A 23,546-nucleotide genomic window follows, 5' to 3' on the forward strand; every position below is an offset into this window, starting at 1 on the left:
AATTTAAAAAGCCATCGAAGAATATTCTTCGATGGCTTTTTTGTTTTATTGTCCCTTCTCCGGTCTTAAATCTTCAAGAATAGGAGTGAGGATGGTTTTTACTTCTTTTTGTATTACTTCATTTTTTTGCTCAAAAATCACAATATTATTTTTGCCTTTTTTAAGCCAACATCCCGGTAAGTACAATGTTTGTTGTGGGCCAACACTCCAATAACGACCAATATTGATTCCGTTTATAAATACAATTCCTTTTCCCCAATCACGCATATCTAGAAATGTATCTCCGGTTTTGCTAAGGTTAAAAGTACCTTGGTATAAAGTAGGTCGGTTGGCTTTTGCTGAATTTTTATAAAGCGTTAAATCAGGTTCTATAGTCATTGGCAATTTATACATTTCCCAATCACCTGTAATAGTTTCGCCATTTATAATAACAGGACTTATAATTCCTTTATTATTAGCATTGATTTGTGAACCATAATTAATGCGTCCCATATTTTCTACAACAATATCTAATGTTGCATTAAATGGGATTTCGATTTCGCAATCGTATTTTTTATAATAACGATTTAATTCGGCTACTTTTTTTCCATTTACATATATTATTGCATAATCGCGTAATCCATTCAGTTGTAATTTTCCGCTAATAGGCTGAGTAAATTTCTTACTGTACCAAACATAACCATCACCTTGATTTAATTGTTCAAATGTTTGTGGATTATCTTCTATTACAGGAGCGATTTTAGACTTTAAATCAGCTAAATCTACTGCTTTTGTTAGTTTTATATTAGGAATGGTAATTACTGTTATTTGAGCAGGAATAGCAGGAGTTTCATTTGTTTTTAATAATTCTCTTAAAGCATTGTATTTTGGTGTTGCCCAACCTGCTTCGCTAATTGGTGCATCGTAATCATACGAAGTCATATCGGGCTGAATGTCGTGTTCTTTATCATAATTAGCCCCCGAAGTAAAACCGAAATTTGTTCCTCCGTGTACCATATAATAATTAAAAGAAACTTGATTATCTAGATATTTTTTGGTCTGACGTACGGTTTGTTCTGGCTTTTGAGTAGGGAATGGTTCTGCCCAATGATCCAACCAGCCAGGATAAAATTCAGCGACCATATAAGGACCTTGGTTATTATTAAATTGATTAACTACTGCCTTTAATTTTGTGATATCACTTTCGCCATTTGCAGTTGGTAATGCACCAGGTAATGCACCACCTTCAAATAACCAACTCCCATCAGATGTAAAGAAAGGAACTTCAAAACCAATATCTTTTAATTGTTGAAATACGGCTGCACTATATTTTTTATGCTCTTCTAAAGGAATATCTTTGCGTTGAGCAACATAAGAACCAAATTCGTTCTCGCCTTGTACCATGATTATTGGTCCGCCTTTGGTAATTTGCAAATCCTTAACCTGATTGTACAATTCGGTAAAATAGGCTTTGGTCGCAGCCAAATATTCGTTGTTGTAACCACGAATTACCATATTAGGAACATTTTGTAAGAACCACGGATAACCGCCAAATTCCCATTCGGCACATACATAAGGTCCTGGGCGTAAGATTACAAACAAGCCTTCTTCTTGCGCTATTTTTATATACTCGGCTAAGTTTTTATTTCCTGTTTTAAAGTCCCAAACTCCGGGAGATGTTTCATGATAGTTCCAGAATACATAAGTAGCAACTGCATTTAATCCCATTGCTTTCATCATTTTTAGACGATGGCGCCAATAAGGTTGTGGAATCCGAGAATAATGCATCTCTCCCGAATGTATTTGTACTGGTTTGTTATTTAGTAAAAAGTTTCCATCGCTTATAGCAAAAGTTTGTTTTTGCTGTGCTAATAAAGGAGAGAGTGTAATGAAAGAAAAGAGGAAGGCTAAATAAACTTTTTTCATTTTTAATTTAATTAAAGATTATAATTTATTGTGTATAACAAAAAGAGGGCACTTTATGATGGTGCCCTCTTGATGCAATTTAACTAACTTCAAAATTTTATTTTATTTAGAAAATTCTAAACCTTTTAATTTGTTCCAACCACCACGTGTGAAATCTGGAATTTCTACTGGACTTGAATTGTTATCCAATGAAATTTCTGTTAATGGACCTAAGCAAGACCATTCAGCAAGATCGTATACATCCATATCAAGAGGTAATCCGTTTTGTAAACAGTGAATCAAACGGTAATCCATGATGAAATCCATTCCACCGTGCCCACCTACTTGTTTTGCTTTTTCTTCGATTCCTACTACAATTGGGTGCTTGTATTTTTCCATTAATGCTTTTTTGACATCTTCTGGCATGAATTTGTGTGCACTTAGGTTTTCATGATCTGGTTTAATATCTGAGCTAATTGATTTAGCATCTAATGCATACCCTTCTACTGGATATTTATTAGCAAATCCTTTAGTTCCACTAAGTTGATACATACGGCTGTACGGACGTGGAGATGTTACATCATGTTGAATTTGGATTGTTTTGCCATTTTCTGTACGAATCATAGTCATGGTATGGTCTCCGTTTCTGAAATCTTTAACGTCGACACCTGATTTTTCTTTAATGTAAGCTGGGTTTCCTACTGCTTTTGTATCCATAGAAACTAGGTAGTTCATCTTGTCACCACGGTGAATGTTTAATGCTTGACAAGCTGGCCCCATACCATGCGTTGCATAAATATCTCCACGGTGTTTTTTATTGTAATCCATACGCCAGTTATTCCAGTATTCTCCCCAAAATGGTTGAAGACCGTGAATATAAGAGCCTTCAGCATGAAGTATCTCTCCAAATAAACCTTGTTGAGCCATGTTTAATGTAGTAAGTTCGAAGAAATCATACACACAGTTTTCTAGCATCATACAGTGTTTACGCGTTTTTTCGGAAGTATCTATAAGATCCCAAATTTCTTTCATAGTCATTGCACCCGGAACTTCTATTGCTACGTGTTTACCATCTTTCATAGCTTGAGCACCAATATTAGCATGATGTTTCCAATCGGTTGCAATATATACTAGGTCTACATTTGGTAACGCTGTAACTTTTTTCCAAGCATTTTCATCTCCATAAAACTCCTGTGCTTTAGGAAGCCCTTGTTTTGTTAGTATTTCATTTGCTTTTGCAGTGTTCTCTTGTGTCATGTCGCATAATGCAACAATCTCTACTCCAGGAATATGTGTCATACGTTCTACTGCTCCCGGACCGCGCATTCCGAGTCCGATAAAAGCAACACGAACGTTTGGAATTGGTGCTGTGGCTAAACGTAAAACATCTTTTTGTCCTTTGGCACGAGCAGGGGTAGGTGTCTTAATCATTTGGGCTGAAGAAGTCGCATATCCTAAGAAGAGGCAGGATATCAGAATAAATTTAAAGATACTAGTTTTCATGTTGAATTAATTTTAATTTAAAATTGTGGGCAATCTATTTTGGGATTGTCTTAGTGTTTTTTTATGGCAAAGTACTAAAATTTATACTTGGCTTATTATGCTTTAATGGTTTTGTAAATTTAGTTTTGGCTTTAGTGTATTTGTTAAAGAAACCACCATCTTTTAAAAAGAAGTGTCCTTTTTCGACGCCACCAGAATAATCCATTCGATATCCTTTTCTTCCTGTATTATCTACTGTAAAAATAGCTGAATCTATTTCGGTCCAAATGCCTTTATCATCGCAATACCATTGATTATTAAATAAAACTTTACGAGATTTATTTCCTTGTTGTGGTACGAAATTCTCTAGGAAAGAATGAAATCTTTTTAAGTAAGTATTGGTTTTCGGACGGTTAAAACTTGCAATTAGCATCCATTTGTTTAATTCTGGTGCATAAAAGTATGCGGTGTATGTGGTTGAGTTATCATTTTGAGGAACTCCGTTAAGCAGGAATTTATAGGTGCTTCCAGCTTTCCAGTTGTATCTTAAATAACTTTGCCCACCAGATCCTTCGTTTCCAAATTCACCAGTTTGTACATTTTCTCCTTTTTTAAGCATTTTAATTTTATGTGATTCAGGAATGCTTTTTGGATCATCTGTAACAAAAGGGCTCCAGACAGAAAACAATACGCGACGCTCAGTTTCGGAATTTACTTGAATTCCAAAATAACCTTCGCCAAAGCCGTTTGCCATATAATAAGAACCTATTTTGTCTTCGTTTACAGGAACGGTAATTTCGTTATAATACCATTGAACGTTTACTTTTTCGGGTACTTCATAATTTAAATGAACTGAAGGACCTCTTCGTCCCCAATGAAAAAAGTTGTCATCATTATTAGGTACAAAAGCAGTTTTTCCTTGGAGTGCTGACCCGCTAATGATTAATTTAGAAATAGAAGGGAAGTTACTTTGTGTTTTACTAATCCCTTTTATTTTTAAAGCAACATATCCTGTGTCAATAATTTTCCATTCGTTTATTACAATTGGTCTTTTGTTGTCTTCGTCAAATTCGATTTTTTTAAATTCTTTGTTAATGCCAAATTCTACTGTAGATTTCCCTTGAACATCTACAAATTCATCTGTTGATATTTTAATCAATCCTGGAGTTGAAACCCTAAAATAAACAGTGAAGTATTCTTTAGGATTGGTCCAGTTTTCTATTCCGTTATCGGTTATAGTGTTATTACTTTCAAGATTGTAAGAACTAAAAGCATTTCCGCCAAGAGGCAAATGAATTTCGTTTTTAGAATCTTGTGCCAATACATTTGTACCTATAAATAACAATGTAAGGAAAGAAAAAATAATTTTATAATATTTCATTTAGCCTGATTTTAGCTATTATTGTTTTTGCGTTTAACTTCTCCAGAATCCTCCTTAATTATCTAAGGAGGAATTCTAAAGAGAGCCTTATTTACTAACTAACCATAAAACTCAAAATTAGTTTTTTCAAAATCCTACTTATGGATTTTGAGTTAAAGTTCCAGGATATGCATTTATTTCCGATTGAGGAATATATTGCACTACTCTTGGACTTGTTGCTGGATAATCTACCATTGGTGTATGAGGTCCAGGGTAACGGCGCGTCATTGTTTGTCCGTTTCTGTATACATCATATCCACGTTGTGCTTCAAAAGCAAGTTCCAGCTGACGTTCTTCATCAATAAGTTGTACTGCATTTGTACTAGTTAAAGAAGTATATCCGCCTCCTATAATTGATCTTTCTCTAACGATATTTAAATTTTTAAGCGCATTTTGATAATCTCCTTTTTTAGCATACGCTTCAGCCATATTCAAATACATTTCGGCTAATCTTGAAATAATAGGCGAGTGTAGGTGAGAGCTATTGTCTTGTAAAGAACATTTTGTAACGTAGTACATAGGATATACACGATTTAACAACATCATATAATCTTTTTCTCCTACATACGTTTTTCCAGCATAATTTATCGAATAGTTATTTTCGGCAGCATTTACTACGGTAAGATTGTAATCTGTATTTGCGATTGTTATATAATATGAACCGTTAGAATTTGTCTTAAGAGGTTGTTGTATATAGTTATAGCCAGTTTGTGCTCCTGCAGCATTAAAAGCATCTACAATGAAGCGGAAAGCTTCTGTTTTATTGTTAGCAGCATCCAATGCATATTGAGGATCGATAAAAGCCCATCTTGCATCTTTCTTTAGACCAGATTTACGTAAAAGATCTAAGTATTTTGCACTTGCATACATTTCTCCCCAACCTTGTCCTTGTATATTAGCGTACATACCACCAATACCATAATAATGATCAAAACCTGAGTACTCTGAAGCGACACGTTTAACAGCAAAAATAGTTTCTGTTTGTCCGCTTGCATCAGGTGCAAAAGTGTTATATTTCATAAAATCGGCTCTGCTAAGTAAATTATAACGACCGCTATTAATTACTTTATTTGCATACTCAATAGATAAATCAGCGTATTGTTGATTAGGTGATTCATAAGTTCCACTCATGTATAAATATACTCTGGAAAGCATTGCTTGCGCAGCTTCTTTGGTTGCATAAGCTGCAGTTCTGCTTTCATTCATTAAGGCTTCCCCTTTTTTAAGATCGCTAATTGCTTGCTCATAAGTTGCTTTTACAGTAGCTCTATCTGGTAGGTTGATGTTGGCAATATCTTCAGGTAATCCGTTAACAATTGGCACACCCAAATTAGTTTCTGGAGATTGTGCATAAGGTCTACCATACGTTTTAACTAAATAAAAATAAACCATTCCTCTTAAGTAATAAGCTTCTCCTAATTGTTGATCCATTTTTGGACTTTCTCCTTCAGAAATCATTTTCATCAAGTCACTTGATTGTGAAATCACTTTATAACTATTATTCCAGAAAGTAGATAATCTATCATTAACTGGGCTATGCTGATAAGAAATAAAGGTGTAGAATGCATCTGTAGAGGTTCCTCTAATCATGATGTTATCTCCTGGATATTCACCTACACGATGCATTACATCCGACCAGCCTTTAAGCTGAGCATAACACCCGTTAAGAAGTACTTCGACAGCAGCTTCTTTATCCTGCATGATTTTATCTTTTGTATATGAGCCAAATGGTTCTCGCTCCAGTTCACATGAAGATAGAAAACTAAGAGTAATAAATAATATGAATATTTTTTTCATGGTTTTGTTTTTTAAAGAGTAAGATTAAAACCTAATACAAATCTGCGTGTTTGAGGATATACAGAGGTTGAAACTCCTGTTATTGTTCTTACACCACCTCTTTCAAATGGAGGTATCTCAGGATCAACACCTGAGAAATTTGTTATTGTAAACAAGTTTTCCCCTGATACAAATATTCTTAGGTTAGAAATATTCAAACGTTCAATAGATAAATTATATCCAAATGATACACTTCTCATTTTTAAGTATGATCCATCTTCTAAGAAACGAGATGATGCTTTATTTGAGTTACTATTATTATTGTAAGAAGCTTGTGGGTGTGTAGCAATATCGCCTGGTTTTTCCCAACGGCTCCATCCTTTTTGAAGATTCATTTGGTTACGATCGGTATAAGCTCCATCCGAATCAAATTCTGCACGAGCATAGTTATAAATTTTACCACCTACAGAATAACTGAATGTTGCTCCAAAATCGAAATTTTTATAATTTAAACTAGTAGAAAATCCTCCGTAATAAGATGGAGTATAGGCATCGATAGCAATTTGATTTTTTGAAGCTTCACCATAGTCAGACGTTTTAACACGTTCCCCAGCTGCATTGGTTGTAAACCATTCTGGTTTTCCATTATCAGGATTTACACCAGCCCACTCTGTAAGATACCAAGTATCAACATCTTTACCAGGTGTTAATAGTTTGTTTGCTGAACCAGAAATACCAGTTCCGTCACCTACAATAATCTGTTGTTTTGTTCCGTAAAGACTGGTTACTTTGTTTTTGTTTAAACCAATATTGGCATCTACATTCCATCTCCAGTTTTCATTTTTAATAATATCTACATTTACAGATGCCTCAAAACCTTTGTTGTTTACAGAACCAACATTTCTCCAGATACTGGTTACTCCGATTACTCCAGGTAAAGGTACCTCGTATAATAAACCAGAAGTATCTTTGTCGTAATAGTCTAATGTTATATTAATTCTGTTTAAAAGGCTAATGTCTAAACCAACACCAGTTGTAAATGTTTTTTCCCAGCTTAAATCAGGGTTTCCTATTTGAGAAATAAGAGCACCTGGGTTCTCATTATAACCAGAAGATACAGAGTATAAAGGTAAGTGCAGGTATAAACCATTTGGTCTGTTTCCTACTGAACCATAACTTGCTCTAAGTTTTAAGTTATTGATGAAATCAGCCTTAAAGAACTTTTCTTTATGAATGTTCCAACCACCACTAATAGAAAAGAAATTACCATATCTTGCATTTTCTCCAAAATTAGAAGCCCCATCACGGCGTATAGAAAATTGTGCCATGTATCGCTCATCATAAGTGTAATTAATGTTGGTAAACAAAGATTGAACAGCCCATTGCGATCTGTTTCCTTTAACTTTTTCGGGAACAGTAGCTGCATCTGCAACAATAAACCCAGGAGGTATTCCTGTTGAAACTCCTTCAGTGCTTTTGCCATTATATTCATTCCATTCGTATCCTGCAATTGCGTTTACAGCATGTGCTCCAAATGATTTGTTGAATTTGAATAATTGACTGGTATAAAAACGATTATTACTAGTAGTTTCATCTGTAATTCTTCCTTTTACTGATAACCCCTCAGAAGATCTTGGATCTATGTAGGTCATTGAGTTGTAATTTGAGAATGTATAGTTATTTGTAGAAGTGAATGATAACCAACTATTAATTTTAGCATCAAAGTCTAAATTAGTTCTAACACTGTATCGTTCAGATTCTCCATAATTCCATTGTAAGTCATACAAATAGTTAGAACCAGTTGTATTTACCCAAGTAGGATTTGGTTGGTTACCTACCAAAGTTCCATCAGGAAGATATGGGTTATCCCAAGGCATATTACCATACATAGCACCTACAGAATGCTGTTTGTCTTCAGTTTCTGTACGTGTGATATTTGCTTGAGGGCGTATTGTTAGCCAATTGTTTACTTTATAGCTAAATTTAAGAAGTAAGTTATAACGGGTATAATCATATCCTTTTATAGCACCAGTTTCGTCATATATACCAAGAGAGACATAGCTTTTGAATACATCACTACCACCGTTAATTGATAAGTTAAAATCTCTTGCAATACCAGTTTTTGTAGCATTTTTCCACCAGTCGTAATTTTTATTTCTTAATTCAGGAGTCCACCACCAAGCATTACTAAAATCTTGTTTGTTAGGAAAAGAATCATACAAATCATATAATTCCTGACCATTCATAATATCAAAATTTCCTGTGTTTACAGTTGTTGCAGCAGTTTTTATAGAGGCATTAATGGTTGCCTTACCAGATTTTCCACTCTTTGTAGTAACAATGATAACCCCGTTTGCCCCTTGAGATCCATACACAGCGGTAGATGCAGCATCTTTAAGTACTGTCAAGGTTTCGATATCGGCTGGATTCATATTTCCAGAGCTACTTCCTACAATCACACCATCGATAACCCATAAAGGGTCAGTGCTTCCGTTAACTGTAGTTTTTCCACGAATAACGATTTTACCAGCATCTCCAGGCTGTCCGTTTCCTGAACTTACATAAACTCCAGTTGCTTTACCAGCTAATAAATTCTCTACAGATGGAGTGGTAATATCAGTAAGTTTTTTATTGTCTAAGGTTTGTAAAGCTCCAGTAAGGCTCTCTTTTTTAATTTTGCTGTAACCAACGATAACTACTTCGTCCATTACTTCTCCAGCTTCTTTTAAAGCAACAACGATAGGCCCTTTTCCAATCGTTACTTCTTGTTCTTGCATTCCCATATAAGAAATAACCAATATAGTCTGGGTATCTGCTACCTCAATGGCAAATTCACCATTGTAATCTGTTTGTACTCCAATGCTAGTTCCTTTAATTAAGACATTTACTCCAGGAAGAGGTAGTCCAGAGGCATCAGTTACTTTGCCCTTAACAATTTTTTGCACTAATGATAAATCAACTCTATTTGTATTTACTTCTTTTGATGAAGTAGCTGTTGAAATTTGAAAAGTCAAAGCAAACAATGAAAGAATTGTCAATTTAATTTTCTTTCTAGAAGGGGTGCTTAACCGAAAACTTCTAGGTTTTTGTTTAATTAATAAATTCATACTCTTAAAAATGGGTTTGGTTAATAATTTTTTTGTTGTGTTAACTGGTATTCATTTTTATTATAATTGATTTAAGGAAGCTCCTTAAATGAAATATTTATGCTATGCTTTTCTAATATTAATTAGCTGAAAAACTCAATTTTAAAATCTGAAAACATATGTTTTTTCTTATTTATTCAGTCGCGTTTTTTTAACATAAATTGTGCTTTATTTTTTTTAGATATGACGAAACTATATATTAAATTTTTATTAAACAAGGAAAAACACAAAAAATGTGCTCGAACACACAATATTTGTGTTCTCGAGCACATTTTTTTTATTGAAAATGTTTTTTTAGTAATAAAATTCTAGTTTATTATTAAAAAAAAGGAAGTCTAGCGTTCATGGAAAAACAGGAATTTTGCAGGTAATTATTATTAGATGAGGAAATAAATAAAAATATTACTAAAAAAGTTATGAATTTTATATAAAACATTTCAATTGAATAGTAGATGTATTTAAAATAGGACTGTTAATAAAACAATAATATAGTACCAATAACGGCCTTTTAAATTGAAGTTTTAATGTTTTTTTGGGTTGAATTGAGGCTCATGAATCCCTTCAAATATTGGAAGTTATTTGAAGGGGGTGATTACTTAAATTTGTGCTAATTTTATAAAATCAAATGGGGATATTAGAAATAAAAAGCGATTTTAAAATAGAGAATTTTACCTTTTAGTATTAAGTGTAAACAAACCTATTTCTGTTCCAGAATCATTAAGCATTAGTAAGTTTAAAACTTTAGGATTGGCATCAATTCGTATTAAAGTTCTAGTTCCTGTTTTTGGACCGCCACCAATAACAAAATGATAGGAGTGATCTTTGTTAGGTTCAAACATTCCGTATTCGTGAGTATGTCCTGCAACAAACAAGTCGATTTTATATTTTTCGAATAAAGGACCAAATAATCTTCGGCATTCAGTTGTTCCATGTTCTTCATCAGAGTGATAATGTGGAATATGCATCATCACTACGCGAAAAGGAGCGTTCTTAAAGGCTTTAGATTTCATTTGTTTCTCTAACCAAACGGCTTGTTCTTCGCGATAAGAATCATAGTTAACAGTTCCACCATATACAGGGTGAGAGTCTTTCTTGTCTTCGCCAGTATCTAAGACAATTGTAAAAACGGGACCCATCTGGAAAGTGTAATATTCCTTCTTGTTGTAATTGCAATAATAATCTAATAGATTTCTAGAGTATTTCCCTCTGGTTTCATGATTTCCTCTCACAAACATAAAGGGTTTTTCTGTCGAAAATATGTTGCAAGGATTGAGTAAGTGATTGATAATTTGGTTTTCATCCGTTTGATAGTCAAACATGTCTCCGTTAAGGAAAACAAAATCATATGGCTTGTTTTGGTTGAGTTGTATGAGTTCGCTAAAAGATTCTGGATGGTCATGAATATCATTTAGAACCAGCCAGCTTACTTCTTTTGTTTTTGGGTCGAGTGTGTTAAAGTGATATGTTTTGCTGTTAATAATGTCTCCAAAAGTGATTTTATAAGGTTGAAAATCTAGAATTTGTTTGGAGAAAACTTTATAATAATATTTGGTATTAGGTTTAAGATTTGTGAGTGTTACAGTATTAATCTTAGAATTAGTATTCATCATACCGTGAGCACATTGTTGGGCTTTGGTTCCTAAATTTTCGGTTTCTCCATATTCGACCCAATTTAAACAAAGTTGGTTAGTGAGCCACATTATGGTGATACCATCATTGGTAGGAGCTTGAAGATAAGGCTTTGTTAAAAAATCATGATTAGAGTCTAATGCTTCGATATTTGTATTTGATGCTAAAGCCGATAAAGGTAAGCCAGTTGCTATAACAGATCCCGAAATACCTACTATAGTTTTTGTTAAGAAGGAACGGCGGGAGTTTTTTTCTTCTTTCATAAAAGATAAAATTTTGGTTATTTATAGTTTAAATGGTTGTTATTTAGAGATAAATAGAAAACGAAACTATCGATTATATTTTATTAAACAAAGAAAAGTATTGTAAAATGTGTTCGAACACATTATATTTGTATTTCTGTAATAATTGTATCAAAATTATAATTGAAGAATAATATGAATCAGGAAATAAAGAATTACGACGTAAATTCAATAGCTACAAACCAGTTGATTATTTCAGGAAAGGGAGATTCTGATTTATGGAAAACGGCAGTTGTCTTAGATGATTTTTGTTCGCCTTGGGATCCTAAAATGATTTCACGAACCGAGTTCAAAGCCTTATGGGATTCAGTGCAATTATTTTTTTGTTTTACCGTATATGATGCTGAAATTCATATAGAAGAGAAAGATGATAGTATTGATAGCATCAATAATTCAGATAGAGTAGAGTTGTTTTTTAGACCAGACAGTTCACTTAATCCGTATTATTGTATGGAGATTGATACTAAAGCCAGAGTAATGGATTTTATAGCGTATCCAGATAAGAATTTTAATTTTGATTGGTCATGGCCAAAAGATGATTTATTTGTTAAATCATCTGTAAACAGTAACTCTTTTGTAGTAGAAGGGGCAATAAGTATTGGATCCTTGAAGCAGTTTAATTTAATTAATAACAACCAAATCGAAACTGGAATTTTCAGAGCTAAGTATTCTAAAACTGATGGTTCTAATTATGAACCCACTTGGATCACTTGGGTGAATCCCGTTACCGAAACACCTAATTTTCATGTCTCATCAGCGTTTGGAATCTTAACTTTGAAAGACTAGATTATTCTAGATAAAAATCAGCATTTTCTGAGTTAATAATATCGATAGGCAGGAGTGTAACTGCTGGGGTTTCTTTGTGAAAAAGGAAATGCTCTACAAGATATGTTATCCCAAGATAAGCTTGTCTTTTTTGGTTTTGATGAATTAAGAAATCAATTACACCTAGATTTAGATTATTCACATTTTCATCAATTAAATCGTAACCAATTATTCGAATTTTTTTATCCTTAACTTCACTAATCGTTTTGGCTATTTGATAGGCTTTAGATGTGGTAATGAAAACTCCAGATAAATCAGGATTCTCAATAATGAAGTTTTTTAGATTAATTTCAACATTCGGACTTTTTAATTTTAATGTTGTAATCCTATAGTCAGGGCTTTCTTTCTCATTAAAGTAATTTCTGAAACCTCTTTCTTTTTCCTGCATGTGAATTGCATTCTTATAAGTCTCGTCAATATGTATAATGGCAATGTGTCCTTTGTCAAGAATAGTATTTAATAATTTGGCAGCTACGCGACCACTTCTAAATAAATCTTGTCCAACAAAATTCTTGATTAGTGTAGATTCTACTTGATTGTTAAAAGTGTTAACTATAATGTTTAAAGAATCATATTTTTTTATTGCTTCTAATGTTTCTTTATGGAATAATGGAGCCAATAAAATAGCATCTGGTGCTTTTTCTATAATAGTTTCATTAATAGTTGTAAACGATTTTGTTTTTTCGGGATTAAAATAAAATGTTTCAACAAGTATGTTGTATGCTTTAAATTCTTTTATGGCATCATTTATTCCTTTAATACAAGGAAGCCAATATGGGTCAATTTTAGGATCAGGTAGGAGTATGCAAATATGATAAATCTTATTGTTTTTTAGGTTTCTGGCAATAAGATTAGGTTCGTAATTAATTACATTTAAAACTTCATTTACTTTCTCAAGCGCCAAGGGAGAAACTTTTCCTCTTTTGTGCAATACTCTGTCAACAGTACCTTTCGAAACTCCTGCTAATTTGGCAATATCTTTAATTGTATGTTTTTTATTCATAGAGGGCAAATATATAAAAACTTTGTATTTATTTTTAGAGTAATCTTTTGCAGCCTGAAGGCAACAAATAAAATATTGATTGTAACAGAGATTCCATTCGTACAGGGTTTTGTAAATCTTGTACGTATAATTTTATTTTTTATAGCTACAAGATTAATATCAAATCATGTAGTATTACTAGCGGCATTTTTTGTTACTAAATATAGCTAATCAAGTATTTATGTTAATGGTGAGCAAGTTATAAAACAGCGGGCAATTTTTAATAGCAATGAAGTATTTTAGTTTTAAATTAACGATAGTTATGGTTAATGTTTCTAATATTTCAAAGGTTTATAAAAATAGTTATTCTTATTCCAATTCGCCAAATTATCTTAATAATTTTTCGAGTTCGTTTTCTTTTAAAAACTTAGTAGGAGCTGCTGCTTGAGCACAAATGTTATATTTAAATTTTGAATACATATTGCATGAATTACATCCAACTCGTTACTCTAGTTTATGGGATATAGTTATGATTTCCTATTTTTGGTTATTCAATTTTTTTATTAACGGTTTAATATGGTTGGTTGTGTCTTCGTCTAATGATGCTAGAGCTTTATCTGCTTCATCAGGAGAAAACTTCGTTAATCCGATTATACCAGCAGCAATTACATTATAAGATTGATTTTTAATGCTTTCGCTCATTAGCTCTTTATAAACAGGATCTCCTGTAGATGCTAGTTTTATAATTGCAGCAGCTCTACTAGTTGTTTTTCTATCATTTTTAGCGATGTTAAGCAAGTTTTTTAATGCTGCGTCTTTTATTTGCTTGTCGCTTAAATCAATTGCTTTAATACTAATGGTTCTTAAATCATCTTGTTGATCCTCTAAACCTGCCAATAGTATAAGTTGGCCCTCATGACTTTTATCTTTTGCAGCAAATTTTATAGCTTCAATTCTGTTATAATACGTTGGGACATTTTTATATTGATATAGATAATCAGCTATTTTTTTGTTGTCGATAACTTGACCAACTAAAATTTTATCGGGGTCAAAATCTATAAAAGTGGGTTGAGATGGAATATCAAAACTAAAATTTTGTTCTCTTTTATCAATTAAAATATCCTTTCTTATTTTAGTTCCGTTTACATAAAAATCTACTTTTAGCGGTAGGCTAAAGGTTTGTATTGAAGCATCCTGAGTTTGCTTTACTGCAATTGTAGCTTTTCCGTTGGAGTACCCATATTCAATATTTAAAATAGGATTTCCTCCTTGGTAATACCATTGGTTAAAATAGGGACTCCAGTCTTTACCGGTTACTTCTTCCATTGCCAAACGTAACTGATGACTTTCTCCAGATTTAAAAGCGTTGGTTGTTAGATAACGGTTTAACGATTTATAAAATGCTGCATCGCCCATTTTATTTTTTATCGCATATAATATTATAGAACCTTTTGAGTAGGTAACATTATCAAACACATCTTCTTTGTTCTTGTAATAAAAACGGGCTAGAGGCGGACTTATTCCATTTTTGGAAGAACGTAAAGTGTTTTGCAATTTTTCATAACGAGATCTGTCTTCTCCTTCTTGTCCAGCATCATGTCCGTGCCAAAGAACTTCTCCCAAAGTAGCAAATGATTCATTCATTGTTAAGTTCGACCAGGATTCGGCCGTTACATAATCTCCAAACCACTGGTGAAAAAGTTCATGAGCAATTGTACTTTCCTGATTGTCATCCAGTAATTCTCTTTCAGTTTTCTGTACATATTCGCCATGTAAAGTAGCAGATGTGTTTTCCATTGCACCTGAAACATAATCTCTGGCTACAACTTGTGCATATTTAACCCAAGGATATTCTACATCTAACATCTTGCTATAAAAGTTCATCATATCTGGTGTTTTTCCAAAAATTTGTTTAGCATATGGTGCGTACTTTGGTTCCAGATAATAGCTAACTTCTTTTCCGTTATAAGAGTCTTTGTATATTTTAAAATCTCCTACAGCGATCATAAACAAATAAGGAGAATGCGGTAAGTCCATTTTCCAGGTATCTGTACGAGTGCCGTTTTTATTGGCTTTTTGCGAAGTTAATTTCCCATTGGATAGAGAAGTATATTTTGTTTCAACAGTCATTGCAATTTCAGAAGTTGTTTTCTGATTTGGTTTATCGATAGTAGGAAACCAAGCCGATGATGCTTCTGTTTCGCCTTGTGTCCATATTTGGATTGGTTTATCATCTTTGCCATCAGGATTTATAAAATACAATCCTTTAGCATCTTTAATAGCATTACTTCCTTTTGTTTTTAGTTGATCAGGCTTTGCTGTATAATCAATGAAAACAGTATAATTTTCGGTGCTTTTATACTTCCTATTTAACGTAATAAAAAGCTGCTCATTGTCATAGTTGTATTTTAGAGGAGTTTTTATTTTACCATTAATTATAGCAATTTCTTTAAAATCCATTCCTTTAGCATCTAGCGTAAGTGAATCGGTTTCGTAAAAGTGAGGCTTTAAAGTAAGCCATTCTTTTCCGTATAAATAGCGCTTCCCATAATCAAAAGAGACTTCTAGTTTTGTGTGTACTAAATCATTGACTTTTAGTGGCGTAACTCTATAAATGGATAATTCATCTTTATTTTGGTCAATGTTTTGTGCAACAGTTTTTTGGAATGTCAATAAGACAATGCTAATAAGGGTGCATTTTAAAAAAAATATCTTCATAATTATTTGGTTTAGAATTACAGTTAATTGTGCTGTCGTTCAGTTGTTTTTGTCTTTAAAGTTTTTCTATAATTCGAACTTCGCCGTCTTTTTCATCTTCGGTTAAATTAGTAGTTTGTTTTTTAGTATAAACTAGCAAACACCACTGAACAATTTTATTCGCTGGATATAAACTAGCTTGATTTTGCAACCATTCTTCGGCTTTTTTTGCAGAAGAAGTTTTCTCAATAGCCCAAGCCGAAACGAGTTGGTTTGCCGGTAAGAAATTCATAACCGTATTATCAATTTTAGGATTAAAAGCAGTGATTTTTAGTAAAGATTTCATCGCTGTTTCATTATCTCCGAGACTTGTATAGCATTGATAATTCAACCAATTTTCAAGTCTCTCATCTATATCCTCATCATACGGTTTTCCTACACCTAGATTTTCTGGCCACAGCTTTGCCTCGGTAATAAATTGTAATGCTTTTTTATATTGCTTATTTTTCATTTCTGTTACAGCTTGCATCAGTTTAGCTTCATGATACAATTGTCTTCCTGCAGTAGCTCCTTCAAAAGGAAGAATTTCTAGTTTGGTTAAAAAAGCATCTGCTACTACATATTTCTTATTAAGTAATAGTGTTTTTGCGTACAACATGCCCATTAAATAATTTTCTTTATGTTTTTTATAAAATGGCTCCGTAATGGATAATGCTTTTTCATATTGTTTTTGCATGATATAATGTTCGGCCAATAGTTTATGGTATCTCCATCCTTGGTTATCTAATTTAATAGCTTGTTGAAGACTTGAAATCACTAGTTTAGAATCATCTTTGAACAATGAAGCTTTGGCAGCATAAAAGGCAGGGTCCGCAGGTTTAGAACCACATTCTGTGAATAATGTTTTTGCTTTCGAAATATTATTACGATTCCATTCGATTAAAGCCAGATGATATTTTAATTGCCATTGCTCATTTGTTGTTATTAATTTCTCTAGAATAATGGCAGTTTCTCCACGGAAAGGAAAACTAATTCCTGGTTGAATCTTACTTAAATCAACGGGTTTGTTTTTTAAAAATGCTATCCAATACAGAATTTCAGGATTTGGAACCGCAAGAGAAAAAACTTTTAAAGCTTCGTCTTTACGTCCCAATTGTTGGTACCATATTCCTAATTCTAAATAGGTTTGTTCCGGCATTTCGTTTCGTATAAGTGATGTGAAAAGCCCTTTTGATGAATCTGAATTCTCCCAAAGGAATTTCTCAAAACCAAGAAAATGATTTAAAGGATCAATGGTATTTATCTTATTTAATATTTCGGTTGCTTTATCTGTATTGTTTTGCAAGCGATATAGTACTGCCAGCACTTGTAGCCCTTCTAAATTGTATTGATTATTTAGCAAACTTTTTTCGGCATATTCGATCGCTTTTGTTTGTTCATTTTCAGAAAAATAAATGGTACTCAATGCTGTATAAGCAGAGCTGCGATATTCAACGCTTGAAGCTGCAATATCAAATCCATCTTTGGCATCGATAGTATTTCCTAAATGTAAGTTGGCAAGTCCATAATAATAGTTTGCCGCAGGATCATAAGTGTTTATTGCCAAAGCTTTGCTAGCTGATTCAACTGCTTCTTTATATTGTAATCCTCTAATTTGCAATGATGCTAAGTCGGATAGAGCAGGAGCATAGTTAGGGTCTTTTTTCAAACAAGCAGTTAGGTATTCGGTTGCTTTTATATAATCTTTAAAAGCGATATAGTTTTTTCCTTGCAGGTATAATCCGTAAACTGAATTGTTATCAAAATCTTTAGGCATTTCCATCGGACGTTTTAGGTTTCCATCTTCGGGTGCCGAATTCCAAACTAGTTTATTGTCTCCAATAGTTAGTCTTAATTTATTTTCATTAACAGCAACTTGAATCGAATCTTTGAATACTTCCAATGTATTAACGGAGATATTTTTTGAATATATTTTTTTATCATTATCAAAAATTTCCAGTTTTTCATTTAATTTTTGTAGTGGAGAAAAATAGATTTTCAACCAGCCATTCTCGTTTTTTACATTTACAGCGCCGTAATTATTGGCTTTTACAAAACCCTTTGTTTGTTTTACAGGAAACCAATATTCTGTCCAGGAATCAGTTTGGTAAGGTGCGAATGAACGTTGTTTAAAAGGCGTATATATACTGTTTTCACTTGCTTGATTAAACAATCTCCCACTTTGCACCTCTACGTATTGACCATCGGTATCGGTTAATAATTTTTCCCAAATCATGCCTTGTTGTGATAATCCCCAAATCCATATTTTTTTACCGGGTTTATCATCATAATTGCCATATCTTCCCATTCCAAAATCTTCGTCATGCCAATATCCACCAAAGAAGTCATTGTATTTACCAAAGACATGATAGGATTTGTAACCACCAAAATTGTTGTTTTTGTAAAACGATAAATCTTTACCCTTTTCTTTGTCAATAGGCCATGGAAAGTTTTCGCCATTATGACCAATATAATCTTTACCAGGATAAATAAACTGTAAATCCCCAGCTGCCTTAATTCCCGTATTCATCCAGGTATAATAAGGTTGTTCAAACTCGGTTGAATTAAACCAAAAAGAACTAGTCGTAAAATAGGCTTTATCTTTAGGCAAATTGATGTCTAATTTCCAAGAAGTCCGCGTGAGTAAATCCAAAACTCCAATGATACAACTAACACTTCCGTCTGCTCGGGTTATAGTGGTATAGTCAACAGGAGTAGCACAATTTGGAGTATGACCCATAATACCATAATTGCCCTCGACGCCACCGCTTGTCCATGGACCACGCATGGCAATATCTCTAAATTTGATGACGTGATTGTTATAGACAAAGTCTTTTCCTGTTGATTTTTCTATTGCAGACCAAACCTTTCCACCCACTTCTGGCAGAATCATTAATTTGATATAATCGTTTTCAAGCTCAATTACTTTCCATTCTTTTTGTATCGGTTTATTGGTAAAACCATCAAAACGGTAGTAAGGATAAATTTTTGTGTCTGGTTTAGGAATAGGATCCGGATCTGAAAAAGGATATGTTGTAAAAACTTTTTTGTATTCCTTAATGGTTGGTTTATTCTGTGCATTGACAAACAGGCTTCCAAAGAGCAAAATTGATATTGATAGTCTAAGTTTCATAATGGAGCTATTTTTGATTTTTTAAATAGTATGAAGTCCCAGCAGGACGTTATATTTACAGAAATTAAAATTCATTTTTAGATGAATCCTATTGGAGTGACATATTTTTGGTTATCAAAATGGAAATAGATATATCGTTCCGCTGGAGCTTATAAATGCGAACTTAATTACTTAACAATAAGCAACCATCCTTTTCCTTTTTCTACAGTTATTTCATCTGTTGCAGAGAAAGTTTTCGAAGGTTGGAAATTAAGAATCTCAGGAGCCACTATTGTAGCTTTAGCAGGATTGATTCCTAGTTTTTTCCAATCGATGATAAGTTTCACTTTCACATCAGTATCTGCCCAACTTGCGATAGAAATTAATGCAGAACCGTTCTTTTTATAAACTGTAGCCAGAACTTTATCGTTGGATGTTTTTACCGGACAGTTTTCGCTCCAATATCCAATCATTTTAGAACCTTTTATACCAAACGTATCCCATAATTTCCAGATAGCTCTAGGGTCGGCATTTCCGCTCCAAGGCATTCTGTTTGTCATTCCATAGACCATTCCTCTCCATGCATTGCCTCCGTCTTGCAACATTTCACCCATTAAGCCAAAAGGGATTCCGCTTACTTCTGTCAGGAAAAAGTCAGGTTGATTTTTTTCGTAGTCAAAATATTCTCCAAACCATAGTTTGTTTACATAAGGAAAGTGTTCCATGTATAAATTGGCACTATTGTTAAAACCATCACTTTTATTGTACTGGTTGGCACTGTGTAAATCGATAATTCCAGGGTGACCATCTTTGGTAAGTACTCTTTTAATACGTTTCATTGTAATTCTGTCAAACGCTACATCATCAAGATAAACACCATCAATACCTACATTTTGGGTCAACCAATTCATTCCTTCTACGTAATAATTATGCCAACGGTTCATGCCACTGTTTACGATTGCAGCATCTTTAATTCCGGGAACAAACCATGCAGGAATATAATCGTCGCCTACATGTTCTTGTAACCAAGAGAATCCGCCTCCTTTTCCTGGAGAATAAATTTCATGCCCCAGACTTTTCAATGCAAACGTTTCATAGGCTTTATTCGAAACTTCTCTTACTGTATTATAAATTTTTACTTTCAATCCTTTTTCATGCGCTTCATCGATATAACTTTTCATCTTTTTAAATTCGATAAAAGGGTAATTGATATAAGGATTTATCTCATTTGCATGATGTATATTAATTACTGTTGCACTTGTTTTAACAATAGTGTCAATGCTACTGTATTTATGGTAAAATTTAGTGTTCCATTGAAAATCGGTATCAATTGTGTGGAAAGGCGTAATCAATAAATTAAAGTTGTAATACAAGACATCTCCTTTTTTCATGCTTCGAGCTCCGCTATATGCATTTACCAAAATTGATTTTTGATTTGGAGTTATCGTAATTCCTCCTTTGTTATCGTTACCCCATGAAGTGGGTAATAATAAAGGTTTTTGTAAATAGAAATTGGTATTTAAAGGTCGGCTGTATTTTTCATCTCTCAAAGAAAATTGTAATCCAGAATTTACACTTCCAATCCATGCACCATCTTGATTTTTATGTGCTACATCCCATTTCCAGTCAAAAGTTGCTGGACGATCACCCCCTTTTTGACCTAATCCCATCATGTATTTTGCCGATGAAGGTTCGAATGGTAAATGAATATTAATATCATTAAAAGTAGCCTCTTCAAGAGCTGTAATTTTTACGGTATAAGATAAAAATCCGTCAAATTCTAAAGCTCCGTTTACATCCATTTGTAGCGATTGCGATGTCGAAGTACTTTCCCAAGAAACAGTTCCGACTTCTTTTTTCAAGAATTTAATTCCTGTGTTTTTCCATTTTAAAGATTCTTTTCCAGCAGCATCTACAAAATGAAATTCTACTGGAGAAGAAAGAATGTTATTAACTTTTGTACCAATAGAGGTCATTTCTGGTGTAAAAAAAGTTTGAATCTGAGCAGGAAAACCATTTGTAGCTAAAACTAATTTTCTGCCCAATAAAGAGATTTCCGAATCTTTTACCGCTAGAGGAGTATAAGGTGCAATAACAGTGTTTTCTTGTGCCAGAGTTGAATTTAACCATTTTAAACGTGTCATTTTCTCTAGATTATCAATTCCTCCATTTTTAGTGACTTCATTCGTTACTTTTATTTGAAGTGTAATTTCCTTTGGTTTTCCATCGGCAGTAACAGTAGCTTTTCCTGTGTAAGTTCCTGCAGCAGCAGTTTGAGGAATATCGATTCCGCACCACATTGCCTGTACTTTTCCTTTTGGAACAGAAACTGTATTAGTAAAAACAGCCCCATCGTATTTTACTCCATCGGTATTAATGCAACCAATATTTTTTGCCGAAATGATGTCTCCATTACTGTTTTTTAAATCCGTGAATGTAACCTTCACATTTTTTAAATCCTGTATAGCATAAATACCTAATTGAAAGGCTAAATATTCTCCTTTTAAAGCTGTGTCCGAAAAAGTGTTTTGAGTTCCTTTTTGAATCCATCTTTGTGGTAAATCATTTTTCATTCGAATAGAATAAATTCTATCTTCTGGAAAAACCAGAAATGAACTACCGCTATTTTTTGCAATGATAGCTGTAGTTTCTGCCGCAGTTGCAATTACATCCATTGGGTAAAAACTATTGAAAGCATTTATACTTTGAATTTCTGTTAATGTGCAATTGTCGGCCAAATTTGTTTTGATTTTTGATACCCATTGCGCATCTGCTTTATTTTCGGGTTTTGCATAAAGACCTTTAAGATAATTGGCGTCGCCTTCATCAATATAAGGCATATAATAAATGTAATATGTTCCCTTACCTGATATAGGTTCAAAGAAAATAGTACCGCTTTCTCTAGTGATAGCATCGGTTTTTATATTGAGAATTGTTGCACCAGTTTTACCATCTTGTACGATGATTCTTTTTAGTTCTGGTTTTTCATCTCTTCTACGCCATTCGATGGTGGTTTTAGCAATATTATCTCTTCCCGTAAATTCAACCACAGCGCGATGATTTCCTAATAAATCAGGATTCCAGCTGTCTTTTCCATCGGTGTATTTTATTTGTTGTGCAGTCATTGGCATGCTGAAAATGTAAAGACACATAATCAATATTCGACTCAAAATTTGTCTGTTTTTTAGATGTTGTTTCATTTTGTGTGTTCAAGTTAAAAAAAGTATGCGTATTTATAATTTTAGTAAACGGCTTTTAAATTGTTTTTTTTCCAGTAAGCAATAATAGGTTTATATGGACCATATTTATGCTGTTGTTCCGTAAAAGTATCTCCAAAAGGGCCATGTGCATAATCAATAGGTTTACTCATTTCGTTGGGATAATCAAATGTTTTAGGGTTTGGTCTCGTATGAATGGCATCGTCATTTACATAAGCAGCAATATCTAGTGCTTGTGCATCGGTAAGATGAGGTTTTCCAATAGCGACCTTATCATAAGGCATATTACCTTTTAACCATTGGGCTTGTTTAATAATTCGGTGCATGCTTGATCCAGGTTGATATCCGTATTTTCCCCAAAGAGGAGGATAGGTGTAGCCTGATTTATCTGCATTGTATTGGCCTTGACCATCTTCACCGTGGCATCTTACACAGTTTTCGGTAAAAAGAACTTTGCCTCTTGCAGAGCTTGCAGCTACATCTGGAAAAAATATTTCCATGTTCTTGGCTCCTTTAAATAAACTGTCTTTAGGTACAAATGTGCTAATCCATTTAAAATAAGATAAAAAAGCAACCATTTCTTTCCCGTCAAGCGGAAGTGGTTTCCCCGAATGAGGTCGCATGATGCAATTATTAATACGTTCTGCCAACGTGAGTACTTTATTTTCTCGTCCGCGGTATTGTGGATAGTTATCATGAGAAGACATCAGGTTTAGGGAATATGGTTTGGTACCAGCATCTTGATGGCAATTGGTACAATTCATTTTATTTCCCAAATATTTTCCATTAATCCCATTTGGACCAATGTAATAGGATGTTCTTAACATCAATTCCTTTCCATAACGCACCGATTCACCAAATTTGTCATTTGGAATTTTGGAGGTGTCAATAGTAATATAGGAATCCTTATTAGGAGATTCCATAGCTATTGATTTAGCAGAAGATGTATTGCAAGAATTGAGAACAATAATCGGCAATGCTAAAAATATACCAATAAGAATTATTTTTTTCATGTTTAAAAATTTTATCCTGAC

The 23,546-nt window shown here is 33.4% G+C and carries 12 protein-coding genes; 1 reads left to right on the plus strand and 11 read right to left on the minus strand.

Annotated elements, in window-relative coordinates:
• Positions 1 to 45: 45 nt before the first annotated feature.
• The 6 genes from IUY40_RS01605 to IUY40_RS01630 form a co-directional block, all read right to left on the minus strand.
• A complete protein-coding gene (locus IUY40_RS01605) occupies positions 46 to 1,905 on the minus strand; it encodes a beta-galactosidase family protein (RefSeq protein ID WP_195735137.1) in 1,860 nt (619 codons plus the stop codon).
• Between the two features lie 102 nt (positions 1,906 to 2,007).
• On the minus strand, positions 2,008 to 3,387 hold the full coding sequence (locus tag IUY40_RS01610; protein ID WP_195735138.1) for a Gfo/Idh/MocA family oxidoreductase: 1,380 nt from the start codon (positions 3,385 to 3,387) through the stop codon (positions 2,008 to 2,010).
• A 61-nt stretch (positions 3,388 to 3,448) separates the two neighbouring features.
• Positions 3,449 to 4,747, minus strand: a complete 1,299-nt coding sequence (locus tag IUY40_RS01615; protein ID WP_195735139.1) for a DUF3472 domain-containing protein — start codon at positions 4,745 to 4,747, stop codon at positions 3,449 to 3,451.
• 138 nt (positions 4,748 to 4,885) lie between these two features.
• Positions 4,886 to 6,583: a RagB/SusD family nutrient uptake outer membrane protein gene (locus IUY40_RS01620; RefSeq protein ID WP_195735140.1), complete on the minus strand. Its 1,698-nt coding sequence runs from the start codon at positions 6,581 to 6,583 to the stop codon at positions 4,886 to 4,888.
• 11 nt (positions 6,584 to 6,594) lie between these two features.
• On the minus strand, positions 6,595 to 9,669 hold the full coding sequence (locus IUY40_RS01625; RefSeq protein WP_195735141.1) for a TonB-dependent receptor: 3,075 nt from the start codon (positions 9,667 to 9,669) through the stop codon (positions 6,595 to 6,597).
• A 707-nt stretch (positions 9,670 to 10,376) separates the two neighbouring features.
• A complete protein-coding gene (locus tag IUY40_RS01630; RefSeq protein ID WP_195735142.1) occupies positions 10,377 to 11,600 on the minus strand; it encodes an FN3 domain-containing metallophosphoesterase family protein in 1,224 nt (407 codons plus the stop codon).
• 174 nt (positions 11,601 to 11,774) lie between these two features.
• On the opposite strand from IUY40_RS01630, the gene IUY40_RS01635 reads away from it, so the two are divergent.
• Positions 11,775 to 12,425 carry a sugar-binding protein gene (locus tag IUY40_RS01635; protein ID WP_195735143.1) on the plus strand — a complete coding sequence of 217 codons (651 nt, stop codon included), beginning with the start codon at positions 11,775 to 11,777 and terminating at the stop codon, positions 12,423 to 12,425.
• A 1-nt stretch (position 12,426) separates the two neighbouring features.
• On the opposite strand, the gene IUY40_RS01640 is transcribed toward IUY40_RS01635, so the two are convergent.
• The 5 genes from IUY40_RS01640 to IUY40_RS01660 form a co-directional block, all read right to left on the minus strand.
• The gene (locus tag IUY40_RS01640; RefSeq protein WP_195735144.1) at positions 12,427 to 13,467 is read right to left on the minus strand and encodes a LacI family DNA-binding transcriptional regulator; all 1,041 of its coding nucleotides are present in this window, start codon (positions 13,465 to 13,467) and stop codon (positions 12,427 to 12,429) included.
• Positions 13,468 to 13,983: 516 nt separating this feature from the next.
• Entirely contained in the window at positions 13,984 to 16,164 is a 2,181-nt protein-coding gene (locus IUY40_RS01645) for a M1 family metallopeptidase (RefSeq protein ID WP_195735145.1), read from the minus strand.
• A 55-nt stretch (positions 16,165 to 16,219) separates the two neighbouring features.
• Entirely contained in the window at positions 16,220 to 19,315 is a 3,096-nt protein-coding gene (locus tag IUY40_RS01650; RefSeq protein ID WP_195735146.1) for a DUF5107 domain-containing protein, read from the minus strand.
• Between the two features lie 167 nt (positions 19,316 to 19,482).
• The gene (locus IUY40_RS01655) at positions 19,483 to 22,494 is read right to left on the minus strand and encodes a glycoside hydrolase domain-containing protein (RefSeq protein WP_229335264.1); all 3,012 of its coding nucleotides are present in this window, start codon (positions 22,492 to 22,494) and stop codon (positions 19,483 to 19,485) included.
• A 41-nt stretch (positions 22,495 to 22,535) separates the two neighbouring features.
• Positions 22,536 to 23,525 (minus strand): c-type cytochrome, encoded by a 990-nt coding sequence (locus IUY40_RS01660; protein WP_195735147.1) that lies wholly within the window; start codon positions 23,523 to 23,525, stop codon positions 22,536 to 22,538.
• Positions 23,526 to 23,546: the final 21 nt, after the last annotated feature.

The organism is Flavobacterium sp. ALJ2 (genome assembly GCF_015594725.1).
Classification (GTDB): Bacteria; Bacteroidota; Bacteroidia; order Flavobacteriales; family Flavobacteriaceae; genus Flavobacterium.

Coding starts and splice junctions, on each gene's coding strand:
- IUY40_RS01605 (WP_195735137.1), bottom strand. CDS start 1,905: ATGAAAAAAGTTTATTTAGCCTTCCTCTTTTCTTTCATTACACTCTCT.
- IUY40_RS01610 (WP_195735138.1), bottom strand. CDS start 3,387: ATGAAAACTAGTATCTTTAAATTTATTCTGATATCCTGCCTCTTCTTA.
- IUY40_RS01615 (WP_195735139.1), bottom strand. CDS start 4,747: ATGAAATATTATAAAATTATTTTTTCTTTCCTTACATTGTTATTTATA.
- IUY40_RS01620 (WP_195735140.1), bottom strand. CDS start 6,583: ATGAAAAAAATATTCATATTATTTATTACTCTTAGTTTTCTATCTTCA.
- IUY40_RS01625 (WP_195735141.1), bottom strand. CDS start 9,669: ATGAATTTATTAATTAAACAAAAACCTAGAAGTTTTCGGTTAAGCACC.
- IUY40_RS01630 (WP_195735142.1), bottom strand. CDS start 11,600: ATGAAAGAAGAAAAAAACTCCCGCCGTTCCTTCTTAACAAAAACTATA.
- IUY40_RS01635 (WP_195735143.1), top strand. CDS start 11,775: ATGAATCAGGAAATAAAGAATTACGACGTAAATTCAATAGCTACAAAC.
- IUY40_RS01640 (WP_195735144.1), bottom strand. CDS start 13,467: ATGAATAAAAAACATACAATTAAAGATATTGCCAAATTAGCAGGAGTT.
- IUY40_RS01645 (WP_195735145.1), bottom strand. CDS start 16,164: ATGAAGATATTTTTTTTAAAATGCACCCTTATTAGCATTGTCTTATTG.
- IUY40_RS01650 (WP_195735146.1), bottom strand. CDS start 19,315: ATGAAACTTAGACTATCAATATCAATTTTGCTCTTTGGAAGCCTGTTT.
- IUY40_RS01655 (WP_229335264.1), bottom strand. CDS start 22,494: ATGAAACAACATCTAAAAAACAGACAAATTTTGAGTCGAATATTGATT.
- IUY40_RS01660 (WP_195735147.1), bottom strand. CDS start 23,525: ATGAAAAAAATAATTCTTATTGGTATATTTTTAGCATTGCCGATTATT.